Origin of the sequence: Xylanibacter ruminicola, assembly GCF_900107775.1 — a bacterium.
Lineage (GTDB): Bacteria > Bacteroidota > Bacteroidia > Bacteroidales > Bacteroidaceae > Prevotella > Prevotella ruminicola_C.
Window position 1 is genome coordinate 140,696 of the sequence record NZ_FNRF01000006.1, and the last position, 14,544, is coordinate 155,239.

12 protein-coding genes and 1 tRNA gene are annotated in these 14,544 nt (G+C 48.8%); 8 read left to right on the forward strand and 5 right to left on the reverse strand.

Going from position 1 to position 14,544, the window contains the following annotated elements; all coding sequences use genetic code 11:
- Positions 1-92 precede the first annotated feature (92 nt).
- From BLU97_RS14400 to asnS, 6 genes are all read left to right on the forward strand, one after another.
- Positions 93-1,391, forward strand: coding sequence for a phenylacetate--CoA ligase family protein (locus tag BLU97_RS14400; protein WP_013064721.1), 1,299 nt, complete (start codon positions 93-95; stop codon positions 1,389-1,391).
- A 16-nt stretch (positions 1,392-1,407) separates the two neighbouring features.
- Positions 1,408-1,833 (forward strand): ACT domain-containing protein, encoded by a 426-nt coding sequence (locus BLU97_RS14405; protein ID WP_033151016.1) that lies wholly within the window; start codon positions 1,408-1,410, stop codon positions 1,831-1,833.
- Positions 1,834-1,921: 88 nt separating this feature from the next.
- Positions 1,922-1,996: transfer RNA gene (locus BLU97_RS14410), tRNA-Val, on the forward strand.
- 107 nt (positions 1,997-2,103) lie between these two features.
- Positions 2,104-3,450: an adenylosuccinate lyase gene (gene purB, locus BLU97_RS14415; protein ID WP_013063464.1), complete on the forward strand. Its 1,347-nt coding sequence runs from the start codon at positions 2,104-2,106 to the stop codon at positions 3,448-3,450.
- Between the two features lie 54 nt (positions 3,451-3,504).
- Positions 3,505-4,854 (forward strand): pseudouridine synthase, encoded by a 1,350-nt coding sequence (locus BLU97_RS14420; RefSeq protein ID WP_074762175.1) that lies wholly within the window; start codon positions 3,505-3,507, stop codon positions 4,852-4,854.
- 27 nt (positions 4,855-4,881) lie between these two features.
- Complete coding sequence (asnS, locus tag BLU97_RS14425) at positions 4,882-6,321, forward strand: asparagine--tRNA ligase (RefSeq protein WP_013064884.1); 1,440 nt, start codon at positions 4,882-4,884, stop codon at positions 6,319-6,321.
- 42 nt (positions 6,322-6,363) lie between these two features.
- Here asnS and BLU97_RS14430 read toward each other — a convergent pair whose 3' ends face one another.
- The 3 genes from BLU97_RS14430 to BLU97_RS14440 are packed head-to-tail and all read right to left on the reverse strand — an operon-like array spanning position 6,364 to position 10,045.
- Entirely contained in the window at positions 6,364-7,209 is an 846-nt protein-coding gene (locus BLU97_RS14430) for a S1 RNA-binding domain-containing protein (RefSeq protein WP_013063099.1), read from the reverse strand.
- The gene (locus BLU97_RS14435) at positions 7,206-7,889 is read right to left on the reverse strand and encodes an ABC transporter ATP-binding protein (protein ID WP_013063685.1); all 684 of its coding nucleotides are present in this window, start codon (positions 7,887-7,889) and stop codon (positions 7,206-7,208) included. Before BLU97_RS14435 ends, BLU97_RS14430 begins: the two co-directional genes overlap by 4 nt.
- Before the next feature lie 23 nt (positions 7,890-7,912).
- Entirely contained in the window at positions 7,913-10,045 is a 2,133-nt protein-coding gene (locus BLU97_RS14440) for a cation:proton antiporter (protein ID WP_074762220.1), read from the reverse strand.
- A 90-nt stretch (positions 10,046-10,135) separates the two neighbouring features.
- Between BLU97_RS14440 and BLU97_RS14445 the strand changes: the two genes are divergently transcribed.
- Together BLU97_RS14445 and BLU97_RS14450 are read left to right on the forward strand one after the other, a co-directional pair.
- Complete coding sequence (locus tag BLU97_RS14445) at positions 10,136-11,149, forward strand: aspartate-semialdehyde dehydrogenase (protein WP_013065686.1); 1,014 nt, start codon at positions 10,136-10,138, stop codon at positions 11,147-11,149.
- The gene (locus tag BLU97_RS14450) at positions 11,139-11,639 is read left to right on the forward strand and encodes a lipocalin family protein (protein ID WP_074762176.1); all 501 of its coding nucleotides are present in this window, start codon (positions 11,139-11,141) and stop codon (positions 11,637-11,639) included. The genes BLU97_RS14445 and BLU97_RS14450 overlap by 11 nt, the downstream gene beginning before the upstream one ends.
- On the opposite strand, the gene BLU97_RS14455 is transcribed toward BLU97_RS14450, so the two are convergent.
- Entirely contained in the window at positions 11,609-12,403 is a 795-nt protein-coding gene (locus BLU97_RS14455) for a DUF4249 family protein (protein ID WP_081353054.1), read from the reverse strand. The two genes, BLU97_RS14450 and BLU97_RS14455, sit on opposite strands and share 31 nt — an antisense overlap.
- A gap of 5 nt (positions 12,404-12,408) precedes the next feature.
- Positions 12,409-14,463, reverse strand: coding sequence for a TonB-dependent receptor plug domain-containing protein (locus BLU97_RS14460; protein WP_074762178.1), 2,055 nt, complete (start codon positions 14,461-14,463; stop codon positions 12,409-12,411).
- Positions 14,464-14,544 lie beyond the last annotated feature (81 nt).

Sequence of the window (14,544 nt, forward strand, 5' to 3'; positions counted from 1 at the left end):
ATACACTTTTGATGGTACTTTCTTGGTTGATTCAAAAAAATACCTTAACTTTGTGCCCGTAAAGTACATATAATCAACGACAAGAAACAGACATGATTTGGAATGAAACAATGGAGTGCATGGATCGCGAACAGCTTCGCGAAATCCAGAGTCAACGCCTAGTAAAAATGGCAGAGTATGTATATTACAACACCCCCTTCTACCGTAAGAAGTTTCAGGAGATGGGGTTGGAACCTGGCGATATCAAGAGTATCGACGACATCACCAAGCTGCCTTTTACTAACAAGCTCGACCTCCGCGACAACTATCCCTTCGGACTGGCTGCCGTGCCCATGAGTCAGATTGTCAGAATCCACGCCTCATCGGGAACAACCGGTAAACCAGTTGTAGTACTTTACACCCGCAAAGACCTTGCTATGTGGAGCGAAGCCATTAGTCGCGCCTTTACCGCCTATGGTGCAGGTAAGGACGACATCTTCCAAGTGGCTTATGGCTATGGTCTGTTCACTGGAGGTCTTGGCGCTCACGACGGAGCCACCAACATCGGCGCATCGGTAATCCCCATCTCTTCAGGTAACACCCAGAAGCAGATGACCCTGATGCACGACTTTGGCACCACCATTCTGTGCTGTACCCCCAGCTACGCCATGTTCCTGGGCGAGGCCATGAAAGAGTGCCCATGGAGCCGTGACGAGTTTAAGCTGAAAGTGGGCGTGTTTGGCGCAGAGCCTTGGACCGAGAAGATGCGTAAGAAACTGGAAGAGAGTCTGGGTATTAAAGCTTACGATATCTACGGACTGAGCGAGATTGCCGGTCCTGGCGTAGGCTACGAATGCGAGCACCAGTGCGGCACCCACCTGAACGAAGACCTGTTCTATCCAGAGATTCTGGACCCAAAGACTGGCGAGCCTCTACCAGAAGGTCAGTTCGGCGAACTGACATTCACCCACCTTACTAAAGAGGGTATGCCATTGCTCCGCTATCGCACCCACGACCTGACAGCCCTGCACTACGACAAGTGTAAGTGCGGACGTACCTTGGTACGTATGGACCGTATTCTGGGCCGTTGCGATGATATGCTGATTATCCGTGGTGTGAACGTATTCCCATCACAGATTGAGGATGTCATCCTGAAGTTGCCTGAGTACGAGCCTCACTTCCTGCTCACCGTCGATCGCGTGAACAATACCGATACCTCAGAGCTGAAGGTTGAGGTGAAGGAGGAGTACTTTACCGACGATATGGCCACGATGGTTGGTTTGCAGAAGAAACTGGAAGGCGAGCTGCGTAGCGTGATCGGACTGGGCTTCAAGGTTAAGCTGGTTGAGCCAAAGGGCATTGAGCGCTCGGAGGGCAAGGCCAAGCGCGTGATTGACAAACGTAACATCTAAAAATACAATCGTAATTATGAAGACTAAGCAACTATCAATTTTCCTTGAGAACAAGTCAGGCCGTCTGACTGAGGTGACCGAGGTGCTTGGTGCAGCTGGCATCAACCTTTCGGCCATGAGTATTGCCGATAACAGCGACTTTGGTATTCTGCGCTGCATCGTTTCCGATCCCGACAAAGCCTATCAGGTTCTGAAAGAGGCACACTTTGCCGTGAAGATTACTGATGTGATCGGATTTGTATGCCCCAACACCAGCGGTTCGCTGGCCATCGTACTGAAGCACCTCTCACAGAACGGTATTTTCATCGAGTACATGTATTCGTTTGCTAATGGCGATGTGGCCACAGTGGTAATCCGCCCCACCGATTTGGATGCCTGCGAGAAGATACTTTCAGACAAAAAAGTGGAGTTGATGGCCGCAAACGACCTCTATCAGCTATAAATTTACAAGAAACTGCAAGATTTTCGCCTGAAAATTTTGCAGTTTCATTTTTTCTTTGTACCTTTGCACCCGCAAACAAGAAAAACAAGGGCGTTTAGCTCAGCTGGTTTAGAGCATCTGCCTTACAAGCAGAGGGTCGGCGGTTCGAATCCGTCAACGCCCACAACACAAAAAATCCGCTTTCCGCAGCCGATGAGGTTGCGGTTTTGGGTTAAAGAAGGATATTGAACATTTAGAAATTATCGATAATTACAGGAATTAATTTAAAACATGGATTTAAGTTTATTGACAGCCATCTCGCCTATTGATGGCCGTTACAGAAGTAAGACCGAACCATTGGCAGAATACTTTTCAGAGTATGCCTTGATACGTTACAGGGTACGCGTTGAAATCGAGTATTTCATTGCCTTGTGTGAATTGCCATTACCTCAACTTCAGGGTATCAACCACTCAACATTCGATCAACTTCGTGACATCTACCGTAATTTCACACCCGCTAATGCACAGCGTGTGAAAGACATTGAGTCGATTACTAACCACGACGTAAAAGCCGTAGAGTACTTTATCAAGGAGCAGCTCGACGCCATGGGCGGTTTCGAGAGCTACAAGGAGTTCATCCACTTCGGCCTCACCTCGCAGGACATTAACAACACCAGCGTTCCCCTTTCTATCAAGGAGGCTCTGGAGCAGGTTTACTATCCTATGGTTGAGGAGCTGATTGAGCAGCTGCACGATTATGCCGAGCAGTGGAAGAACATCCCTATGCTGGCCAAGACCCACGGACAGCCTGCATCGCCTACCCGCCTGGGTAAGGAGGTAATGGTTTACGTGTACCGTCTGGAAGAGCAGCTGCGCGGCCTGAAGGCTACCCCTATCACCGCTAAGTTTGGTGGTGCTACCGGTAACTACAATGCCCACCACGTGGCTTATCCACAGTACGACTGGCGTGAGTTTGGTAACACATTCGTAAGCGAAAAGTTAGGATTGGAGCGCGAACAGTACACCACTCAGATTTCGAACTACGACTGGTTGGGTGCTATCTTTGATGCTATGCGTCGTATTAACACCATCGTCATCGACCTGGATCGCGACTTCTGGATGTACATCTCTATGGACTACTTCAAGCAGAAGATCAAGAAGGGCGAGGTTGGTTCGAGTGCTATGCCACATAAGGTGAACCCCATCGACTACGAGAACTCTGAGGGTAACCTGGGTATTGCCAACGCCATTCTGCAGTTCCTGGCAGCCAAGCTGCCCGTAAGCCGTTTGCAGCGCGACCTGACCGACTCTACCGTTCTGCGTAACGTAGGTGTACCTATGGGTCATGCTGTGATTGCTTTCCAGAGCACCCTGAAGGGCTTGCGCAAGCTTATTCTGAACGAGGAGAAGCTGCAGGAGGATCTCGACAACACCTGGGCTGTAGTAGCCGAGGCTATCCAGACCATTCTGCGTCGTGAGGCCTACCCCAACCCATACGAGACACTGAAGGCGCTGACTCGTACCAACGAGAAGCTGACTGGCGAAAAGATCAAAAATTTCATTGAAACACTCGAGGTGAGTGAGGATGTAAAAGAAGAACTTCGTGCCATCACCCCATCAACCTATACAGGCATTTAATTACACATTATTTATTTTATAGACATTAGTAACATTTTTAAAGAATAACAAGTCATGGATTTCGAAAACAACGAGAAAAAACAGGAAGAGACAGCACAGGACGGATATCAGAAGGAGTATCGTCCAGGTCGTTCACCACGTCCACGCATTCATACCGCTGCGCGCCCAGTATATGAGCGTCCCAGCTATCGCAATAACAACGACGAAGGCGAGTTCCGCCCAGAGGGATTCGGCGCAGGTCTGCAGAGCAATGCACCTCAGCGTCCTCAGGGAGGCTATCGCCCACGTAACAACTACAATAACGAAGGTGGCTACGGCCAGCAGCGTCAGGGTGGTTATGGTCAGCGTCCACAGGGTGGTTATGGCCAGCGTCCACAGGGCGGTTACGGTCGTCCTCAGCAGGGTGGCTATGGCCAGCGTCCACAGGGTGGCGGTTATGGTCAGCGTCCTCAGCAGGGTGGTTACGGTCGTCCTCAGCAGGGTGGTTATGGTCGTCCTCAGCAGGGTGGCTACGGTCGTCCTCAGCAGGGTGGCTACGGTCGTCCTCAGCAGGGTGGCTATGGCAAGCCTTACGGAGCTGCTCCTTATAAGAAGGGTCCACGTCAGCGTACAGCCGACTACGATCCAAATGCAAAGTACTCAATGAAGAAGCGCATCGAGTACAAGGAGATTAACTACGATCCAAACGAGCCACTGCGTTTGAACAAGTTCCTGGCTAATGCCGGTGTTTGCAGCCGTCGCGAGGCCGACGAGTTCATTCAGGCAGGTGTAGTATCGGTTAACGGCGAGATTGTAACCGAGCTGGGAACAAAGATTCTGCGTACCGATGTTGTTAAGTTCCACGATCAGCCCGTAAACATCGAGAAGAAGGTTTACGTACTGCTCAACAAGCCAAAGGACTATGTGACTACCAGCGATGATCCTCAGCAGCGTAAGACTGTCATGGACCTCGTTAAGAACGCTTGTCCTGAGCGCATCTACCCCGTAGGTCGTCTCGACCGCAACACTACTGGTGTGCTGCTGCTCACCAACGATGGAGATCTGGCTTCTAAGCTTACACATCCTAAGTACCTGAAGAAGAAGATTTATCACGTTTACCTCGATAAGAACGTTACCGCTCACGATCTGGCACAGATTGCCGAGGGCATCCAGCTTGAGGATGGTGAGATTAAGGCCGACGACGTTCAGTATGCACATCCTACTGATAAGAAGCAGGTTGGCATCGAGATTCACTCAGGTAAGAACCGTATCGTTCGCCGCATCTTCGAGAGCCTGGGCTACCGTGTTCAGAAGCTCGACCGCGTACAGTTCGCTGGTCTGACCAAGAAGAACCTGAAGCGTGGCGACTGGCGCTACCTGACCGAGGAGGAGGTTGACCGCCTGCGTATGGGAGCTTACGAGTAAGTGATAATTGACAATTGATAATTGACAATGAAAAGAACAAAGATTATTGATGTGCTGAAGAGCACTGAATATGGCAAGGAGGTTTGCGTTAAGGGTTGGGTGCGCACGCACCGCAGCTCTAAGGCTGTAGACTTCATTGCACTCAACGACGGTTCTACCATCAAGAATGTGCAGATTGTTGTTGATCCTACTAAGTTCGACGAGCAGGTATTGAAGGATATCACCACAGGTGCCTGCATCAGCGCCGAGGGTACACTGGTTGAAAGTCAGGGTGCCGGTCAGAGCAGCGAAATCCAGGCTACTAAACTTGAGGTTTACGGTCTGTGCGGCAACGACTACCCCATGCAGAAGAAGGGCCAGAGCTTCGAGGTAATGCGTAAGAACGCTCACATGCGTCTGCGTACCAACACTTTCGGAGCAGTGATGCGTATCCGCCACAACATGGCGATGGCTATCCACACCTACTTCCACGAGCATGGTTTCTTCTACTTCCACACCCCACTGATTACTGCCAGTGACTGTGAGGGAGCAGGTAACATGTTCCAGGTAACTACCAAGAACCTCTACGACCTGAAGAAGGATGAGAACGGCAAGATAATCTACGACGATGATTTCTTCGGCGAGCAGACTTCGCTGACTGTATCTGGTCAGCTGGAGGGTGAGCTGGGTGCTACCGCACTGGGTTCTATCTACACCTTCGGTCCTACTTTCCGCGCAGAGAACAGTAACACACCTCGCCACCTGGCCGAGTTCTGGATGGTTGAGCCTGAGGTTGCTTTCTTGGATCAGGAAGAGCTGATGGATCTTGAAGAGGACTTCATCAAGTACTGCGTACGCTGGGCTCTCGATAACTGTAAGGACGACCTCGAGTTCCTGAACAAGATGATCGACAAGACTCTGATCGAGCGTCTGGAGGGTGTACTCAAGGAGACCTTCGTTCGCCTGCCTTACACCGAGGGTATCAACATCCTGCAGGAGGCTATCAAGAACGGTAAGAAGTTCGAGTTCCCCTGCAACTGGGGCGACGACCTGGCCAGCGAGCACGAGCGCTACCTGGTTGAGGAGCACTTCAAGAAGCCAGTTATCATGACCGACTATCCACGTGCATTCAAGTCGTTCTATATGAAGCAGAACCAGGACACTGCCGATGGCGGTTCAGTAGGTTACAAGGGTGCTGTTGCCCCTGGTCCTACCATGCAGGGTACCGATGTACTCTTCCCACAGATTGGTGAGATTATCGGTGGTAGTGTTCGTGAGGAGAGCTACGATAAGTTGATGGGCGAGATTAATCGCCGCGAGATGGATCAGACCCACCTCTGGTGGTATATCGACACCCGCAAGTGGGGTTCATGCCCACACGCCGGTTTCGGTCTTGGTTTCGAGCGTCTCATCCTGTTCGTAACAGGTATGCAGAACATCCGCGACGTGATCCCCTTCCCACGTACTCCGAAATCAGCAGAGTTCTAAACATAAAAAAGCCTCGCCAATCGGCGAGGTTTTTTATTACTTTTATTTTACTAAGCGGATTCCATCAGGTTCGATAGTGATGAGGCGGCGCTTATAGAGATCGCCAACTGCTTTCTTATAGGCCTTCTTTGATACCTGGAAGCGGTCGTAAATCAACTCGGCAGGCGACTTATCTCCCAGATTGCAGAATCCATCGTTCTCGTAAAGATAGCGTAGCAGTGTCTCAGCAAAGTCCAGCGTTTGCTGTCTGCCTGTCTGCTGCAGCACGATATCAATCTTGCCATCCTGGCGCACATGATCCACATAAGCCTTGAGTTTCATACCACTGTGTAGAGGCTGGAAAATCTGATTCTCGAAAATCAGACCTTGGAACTTATTGTTCACAATCACCTTGAATCCCAGATCGGTCTTCTGCCACACTAAGATATCCACCTCGGCACCATGCTGCAACGATGGCAGATCGGTAATTATAGGTGTAGTGAGATATTTCTCTACCTTGGCCGTAGCCATCAGGCGATAGCTGTCTTCATCTACCTTAATATATACAATATGACGCTGCCCCTGCTCCATACGTTTTTTCTGCTCACGGAAGGGACAGAAGATATCCTTCATCAGGCCCCAGTTAAGGAATGCACCAAACTGGTTAACCCATGCCACCTCTAAGCTCACAAACTCGCCCACCTTGGCATAAGGTGTTTCTGTTGTAGCCACAGGACGCTCCTCCTGGTCGAGGTAGATAAACACCGTAACCTCGTTACCAATTTTCATATCGTTAGTAACATAACGCTGGGGAAGCAGAATTTCGCCTTCCTCGCCACCGTCGAGATAAAGTCCGAAGTCGACCGACTTCACGATTTTCAAGGTATTGTAATCTCCTAATTTTATCATATTTCCTCTGTTATTTCAATGTTTTCCGTAGGTAATATCAGTCCATCCTTAAGATGAATAGTTCTATCTGTAATCGAAGCAAGTCCCTCATCGTGGGTAACAATCACAAAGGTCTGTCCGAACTGATCGCGAAGATCAAAGAACAGCTGATGCAGTTCTTCCTTATTCTTTGTATCGAGCGAACCAGAAGGCTCATCGGCAAGAATCACTGCAGGATTGTTTACCAGCGCACGAGCCACAGCCACACGCTGCTTTTCACCACCCGAGAGTTCGTTGGGCTTATGGGTTGCACGATCGGCCAGTCCCATAAACTCGAGCAGTTCTTTGGCACGCTGCTTGGCCTTGCTCTGCGACGTGCCAGCAATATATGCGGGAATCATGATATTCTCGATAGCAGTAAACTCGGGCAACAGCTGATGGAACTGGAACACAAATCCCAAATGACGGTTGCGGAAATCAGCTAGATGCTTGGATGAGAGCGTGGTTGTATCGATACCATCAACCACGACACTACCCGTATCAGGACGGTCGAGTGTACCAATAATCTGCAGCAACGTGGTTTTACCAGCACCGCTGGGACCTACAATGCTTACCACCTCGCCCTTGTTGATATGGAGGTCGATGCCCTTCAGCACCTGTAACGAGCCAAAGCTCTTGGTTATATTCTTTATATCAATCATCTCTAATCTATAATGTTGAATTTTTAATGTTTAATCTTCCTCTCATGTATCCAGCGCAGAACAGCATCATAGATACTCTTCTCCTCGTGATGCTGTGCCTCAGTAAAGCTCATACGCTCATCCTTGGTATCACCATGCTGATCGGGGAAGATAATAATAAGGTTCTTACCCGAGAAATGCTTCTGCAACTCATCTGGCAGTCGCTCCAACGCCGTTTTGTATGAGATGGTACCCTTACGGGCTGTTACTACCACAAACAGATGGTCGTCGGCAATACCCGCAGCCAACTGAGGCAACTCGTTCCAATGAGCCATGTAGGTATACTCGGCACGCACATTGGGATGACGATTGTTGATATACTCCTTGATGAGCATCAGACTCTCGTTGCGACCATGAAACTGGATACGGCAGTCCAACTGACCAGCCAACCTACTCAACCTTTCGAGCCAACGATGGAAACCGGGTTCGAACTCGGCTCGTGAAGGCACTGCCACACGAATACGGCGCAGCGTGGTCATAGGCTGAACGAAACGTACCAGCAGAATCTGACGGTTCAAGCCATTATACAGACTCTGGATAAACTCTCCCCAGAACCTGGGGTTGATATCGGTATGCACGTGCATACCCATCACAATCTCCGAGCAACCAAACTCACGGAAAGCATGCTTAATACCATTGGCGATATTGGTAGCTAAACGCACCTGCGTTTGCACCTTTACCTCACTGGCACTGGCAGTATGCTGCAGTTGCTCCAGCAATCGGATACCCTCTTCGCGAGCAGCATTGCTACGTTCATCATCGTAAACCACATTCAGCGCCACCAAGTCGCGGTTCAAACGCTGGTTACGCATGAACATCGACATATACAGCAGATGCGGTGCAATCTCGGGATATTTCACACATAGCAATATCTTCTCGTCGTCATCCTTAGGCACATCGCCCTGCAGATGGGTCTTCTCCTGAATGATAATCTTCTTGGCAGCATGCTCGGTCATCATGGTACTGATGATACAGGTAAACAGAATCATCATAATGATACCATTCAGCATATCGTCGCTCACCAAGTATTCGCCAGGAGCCACCTCTAAACGGATACCCACCATCACCATTGCGATAGCACCAGCCGCATGGGCCGATGTAAGACCGAACATCATGTGTCCATCAGCCTTCGACAAGCGGAACAGCAGACTACAGATATAGGCAGCCACAGCCTTACCAAATGTTCCGAAGAACACGATAAGCAGTACAATCCATACCATCTGCATGCTAGAGAACAGCGTACCCAGATTGATGAGCATACCCACACCAATCAGGAAATAGGGGATGAACAGCGCGTTACCGATAAACTCGATGCGGTTCATCAGTGGCGACACACGTGGGATATATCTGTTTAATATCAGACCAGAGTAGAATGCGCCAAACACACCCTCGATACCAATGAGCGACGAGAGTGCCGCACTGAGGAACATCACCGCCATAACAAAGGTGTACTGCATCACGGCATCGCTGTATCGGCGCAGGAAATAACGTGTCAGTTTAGGTATCAGCACGACACTACCCACACAGAATGCGGCAAATTTAACCACAAACAGCACCCAGAAGGTCCAACCACTATCCTTACTGAACGATCCTGAAATGGCAGCCAGCATGACCAGCGCCATAAATAGTGATATCATCGACGAACCCACACTAAGCGCCACGCTCTGGTGCTTCTGCAAACCGTATCGGCCTACAATAGGATAAGCTATCAGGGTGTTCGATGCCATGATACAACCCAACAGGAACGAGGCCGATGACGAATAGTCAAGGATGGTCACCGACATGGCATAGGTAAGTATCAGCGGTACAAAGCAGGTCAGCAGTCCGAACAGCAGGAATCGGCGCGAATGTTTCTTCACGCCCTCCATGTCCATCTCCAGTCCGGCCAGGAACATAATATAGTAGAGACCGACCCTACCGAAAAGTTCAAAAGAGTTGTCGCGGACCAGAATATTAAAACCATATTGACCGATGGCGATACCCGCCAGAACCATGCCAATGATATGCGGAATTCTAAGTTTACTCATCACGATAGGAGCAAACAGAATGATCATCAGCACCACAAAAAAGATAAAAGTTGGGTCTGTAATCGGCAAATATGATAATAATAATGTCATTTTGGCTACAAAGGTACTCATTTTTTTGGTAAAATGAAAAAAAAAACATAATTTTGCGGCCAAATTGTAACCATTTAAAGGATTATCAAGATGAAAGTAGCAATTGTAGGTGCGAGTGGAGCCGTAGGACAAGAGTTTCTGCGCATCCTCGCTGAGAGAAATTTCCCAATGGACGAACTGGTACTGTTTGGCTCAGAGCGCAGTGCCGGAACGAAGTACAATTTTAAAGGTAAGGAGATTGAGGTTAAACTGCTTCAGCACAACGACGATTTTAAGGATGTCGACATCGCCTTCACTTCAGCAGGTGCAGGCACATCGAAGGAGTTTGCCGAGACTATCACAAAGTATGGTGCTGTAATGATTGATAACTCGAGTGCATTCCGTATGGACGACGATGTACCCCTGGTAGTGCCCGAGTGCAATGCCGAGGATGCCCTGAACCGTCCTCGTGGAATCATCGCTAACCCTAACTGCACCACTATCATGATGGTAGTTGTTCTCCAGCCTCTGGAAAAGCTCTCTCATATAAAACGCATTCATGTTGCTTCATATCAGAGTGCTTCAGGTGCCGGTGCCGCTGCCATGGCCGAACTGCAGCAGCAGTACAAGGAGATGGTAGAGGATGGTGAGGTTAAGACCGTAAAGAAGTTTGCTCACCAGCTGGCATATAACGTTATCCCTCAGATTGACGTGTTCCAGCCTAATGGCTACACCAAGGAGGAGATGAAGATGTTTAACGAGACACGTAAGATTATGCATACCGATGCCAAGTGCTCGGCCATGTGTGTACGTGTTAGCTCACTGCGCTCTCACTCAGAGAGTGTTTGGATTGAGACCGAGCGTCCCATCAGCGTAGAGGAGGCTCAGAAGGCCATCGCCGCTGCTCCTGGCTGTACACTGAAGGACGATCCCGCTACACTTACCTACCCCATGCCTCTGGAGACTGCTGGCAAGGACGATGTTTACGTAGGTCGTGTTCGTAAAGACCTGAGCGACGAAAACGGTCTGACCTTCTGGCTCAGCGGCGACCAAATCCGTAAGGGTGCTGCCCTAAACGCTGTTCAGATTGCAGAGTACTTAGTTAAGGTTGGAAATGTTAAGTAAGTTTTTATACAGGGCAGCTATAGTGGCTGCCCTGATCTTTATGACCGCTTGCGGTGGTGGTGACGACGATGGACGCCGACTGGGCGAATTGATTGTCGGCACCTGGCAACGCGGTTGGGGCGAAGGTGATGTTGTGATTGATGGCGACACCGACTTAGGCCCCGATAACTTTACGTACGATCAGTTTGTTTTCCGTGGTGATGGCAATTACAATGGCATGGTACGTAAAGGTACTTTTACCGCCTACGACACAGAAGGTATGGTGATTTTCGAAGGCGACTATCAATGCGACAACAACAATCTTAAGCTTACATACGTTGACGATGACGGCGCCAAGCGCTCGCTCTTAGCACAGGTGCTTTCGTTTACCGACAGTTCTGTGCTTATCAGGTACGACTACGAACAAAAAGGCATAACTGTTACTTTCATTATCCGCAAACTATCAAACGAAACCAACGGTTATTCGTCATCTTCGGTTACATCGCGGTAATAGAAGTCCTGATAGTATTCTATCTCGCTGTTGGCTGAGAAATACCCCAGACAACCACCTGTAAAGTTATCAATAGGATTGGTAGCCGTGCTCGACATCTGCTGCATAGAGTACAGATAGTCGTAAGCACGCTGATCGATGGCACGGATAACGATATGCAGCTCGTCGCCATCCTGCAGCACGTCATTATCATGCTGACCATCACGGAAGAAGGTAAACAGCTGCTGCAGTTCCTTGTTTGGATTCTTATCATCCTTCATCACCGCCCAACGATAACCTAAACCATTACGGTAAATATGCATAAAATACCAGTTACTCTCGTTAGGTATGTCCTGCAGACGCAGGTCACCAAACAAATAACGCTCCGTCAGCATCTTCTTCCACACCAACTTAAACTCGTTCATCTTGGGTGTGCGCTGCATGGTAGAAGTTGACGTAAAATGCTGTCCATCAACCTCAACATCCAACTTATAAACAGTACCGGCAATACCAGCAAACTTAGAACGGTAGTAGCCATTGCGTACAAAAGGAATGGTTGCTGTGGTACCATCGTCGGCTGTCAATGTCACGGTAGCATTGTTCACATCGCTACCAGTAGTGTTATCCTCCATCGCATTAGTGGTGCTCACACGAATCTCCGTACCATCATTGTTAATAGTTCCTTCAACCACATAGCGTGTATCGTGACTATGATAGTCGATGCTGATTTCCTTTGTACACGACATCAGCCCTAATATACCTATTATATATAGTAATCTACGCATAGTTATCAGAAATTAATATTAAACGATACCGATGGTACAATGCCAAACAACGAATACTGCTTGGCCTTGGTGCCTGCACCATACTCACCATCCTCGAAGTTAATGAGGAAGGGGTTGTAGCGGTTATACAGATTGTAGATACCGAACACCAGCTGATGGGTGCGATTTCTGTATTTCTTGCTCCACACAGCACTTACATCCAAATGGTGCGAGGCCGGTGCGCGATAACCATTACGCTCGGTGTAATAATATATCCAGTTGTCCTCAATCATATACTTTCCACTGGGAGCAGTAAAAGCCTGACCACTGTTATATACCCACGAGGCACTCAGGTTCCAACGCTTATTCAGGTGATACATAGCCACGATATTGATGTCATGACGGCGATCGTTGTTAGCATCATACCAACGGCCCTGATTAATCCCATCAATCTTGGTTTTCGACCACGAGAGCGTGTAACCAATCCAACCAGTCAACCTACCATTGTTCTTGCGAGCACTCAGCTCTATGCCATAGCCCTTACCCTTACCAGCCAGCATCAAGCGCTCAATCTCTATTTCGCTGGCAAACGATTTACCGTCGCGATAGTCTAACACATTATTAATATGACGAAAGTAAACCTCAGCCGAGAAGTCGTAATCCTGATTGGGAGTCATCATAAACAAGCCAGCACTTACCTGGTCGGCCACTTCAGGCTTAACAATGTTACTACTCATGGTGTAACGGTCGAAGGGGGTTGCTGTGCTCTGGTTGCGTAAGGCATGCACATTCTGCGAAGTACGGGTATAGCCAAACTTGAGCGAGGCGACAGGTGATAGTTGGTAGTTAACAGAGAGTCGGGGCTCAAGCACCGTGTGGGTTTTAACAATCTGGTTCTTGCCATAGTTGTAGTACCAAGCTATGTCGCCATTATCTTCCAGATCGTAATACAACGAGCCACCCAAAGGCGAGAAGGCACTCACACGCAGACCGGCCGAAACATCAAGTTTTTTGGTAATGGGTGTCATCAAGTTCAGCCAAAATGCATTATCCCAAGCACGGCGCTGTTCTTTCTCGTGCAACGACACCTGTTTCCACTCGGCCGACTTCACATTAAGCAAAGCCGTTTGCAAACCAGCATCTAGCCTATACTTTCCCAAGTTGGCATGGAAATCCTGTCGGAAACCAGTCTGACGGATATGACCTGAGAACCAGATATTCATACCCAGAAAATCTATACCATTATCCGTCTGATAGCCACTGTAGTAAGCCGTCGACTGAGCATAGGCATTACTACCAAAATGGTGCAACCACTTTAAACTGGTTGAAAGATTGTTCCAACGGATGTCAACCATATCCTCAAGTGCTGTACGGTCGTGACCTGTAAAGAAACTCAGAAACAGTTGGTTGTTCTCGTTAATGGTCCAGTCGGCCTTGGCATTGATATCGTAGAAATACAAAGTATTACCTTTAAAATCGGACGACAGTTTCAGAAACATGTCCATATACGAACGGCGTGCCGTGACTAAGAAGGCGGCCTTATTCTTCACAATCGGACCTTCGATGGTACCCTTTGCTGAGAGGAGTCCGATACTGGCGCCACCGTGGTACTCGCTCTTGTTACCTGTTTTCCCGATAATATCAAGCACCGCACTAGAAGCGCCACCATACTGTGCTGGCAGCAAACCTTTATAGAGCGTAGCCGACACAAGGGCATCGCTATTAAAGGCCGAGAACAATCCGGCCAGGTGACCCACATTATATACAGGAGCAATATCAACGAGTATCTGGTTTTGGGCTGATGTACCACCTCGCACCTGGAAACTGCTAGATGCGTCACTCTCGCTCTTTACACCTGTAAGCAGCTGCATAGAGCGCATAATATCATGTTCGCCAAACAGTTGCGGCGAGTTAGTAAGGTCCTTCAGTTGCACCTGCTCAGCACCAGTCTGTATCTGACGCAGACGTTGGCGAGCCGAGTTCGACTTCACCACTACCTCATCAAGCTGTTCCTGTCGCAGGGTATCGGGTGTTATAGGCATGGCAACAAGTGCCGTAAGTAGTAATGTTGATAGAAACATGTTGCAAAGTTAATAGATTTTTTGGAAACTCCAAAAAAATTATCTATCTTTGCCACCGAATATTACAAAAAACTAATTTGT

Coding starts and splice junctions, on each gene's coding strand:
- BLU97_RS14400 (WP_013064721.1), top strand. CDS start 93: ATGATTTGGAATGAAACAATGGAGTGCATGGATCGCGAACAGCTTCGC.
- BLU97_RS14405 (WP_033151016.1), top strand. CDS start 1,408: ATGAAGACTAAGCAACTATCAATTTTCCTTGAGAACAAGTCAGGCCGT.
- purB (WP_013063464.1), top strand. CDS start 2,104: ATGGATTTAAGTTTATTGACAGCCATCTCGCCTATTGATGGCCGTTAC.
- BLU97_RS14420 (WP_074762175.1), top strand. CDS start 3,505: ATGGATTTCGAAAACAACGAGAAAAAACAGGAAGAGACAGCACAGGAC.
- asnS (WP_013064884.1), top strand. CDS start 4,882: ATGAAAAGAACAAAGATTATTGATGTGCTGAAGAGCACTGAATATGGC.
- BLU97_RS14430 (WP_013063099.1), bottom strand. CDS start 7,209: ATGATAAAATTAGGAGATTACAATACCTTGAAAATCGTGAAGTCGGTC.
- BLU97_RS14435 (WP_013063685.1), bottom strand. CDS start 7,889: ATGATTGATATAAAGAATATAACCAAGAGCTTTGGCTCGTTACAGGTG.
- BLU97_RS14440 (WP_074762220.1), bottom strand. CDS start 10,045: ATGACATTATTATTATCATATTTGCCGATTACAGACCCAACTTTTATC.
- BLU97_RS14445 (WP_013065686.1), top strand. CDS start 10,136: ATGAAAGTAGCAATTGTAGGTGCGAGTGGAGCCGTAGGACAAGAGTTT.
- BLU97_RS14450 (WP_074762176.1), top strand. CDS start 11,139: ATGTTAAGTAAGTTTTTATACAGGGCAGCTATAGTGGCTGCCCTGATC.
- BLU97_RS14455 (WP_081353054.1), bottom strand. CDS start 12,403: ATGCGTAGATTACTATATATAATAGGTATATTAGGGCTGATGTCGTGT.
- BLU97_RS14460 (WP_074762178.1), bottom strand. CDS start 14,463: ATGTTTCTATCAACATTACTACTTACGGCACTTGTTGCCATGCCTATA.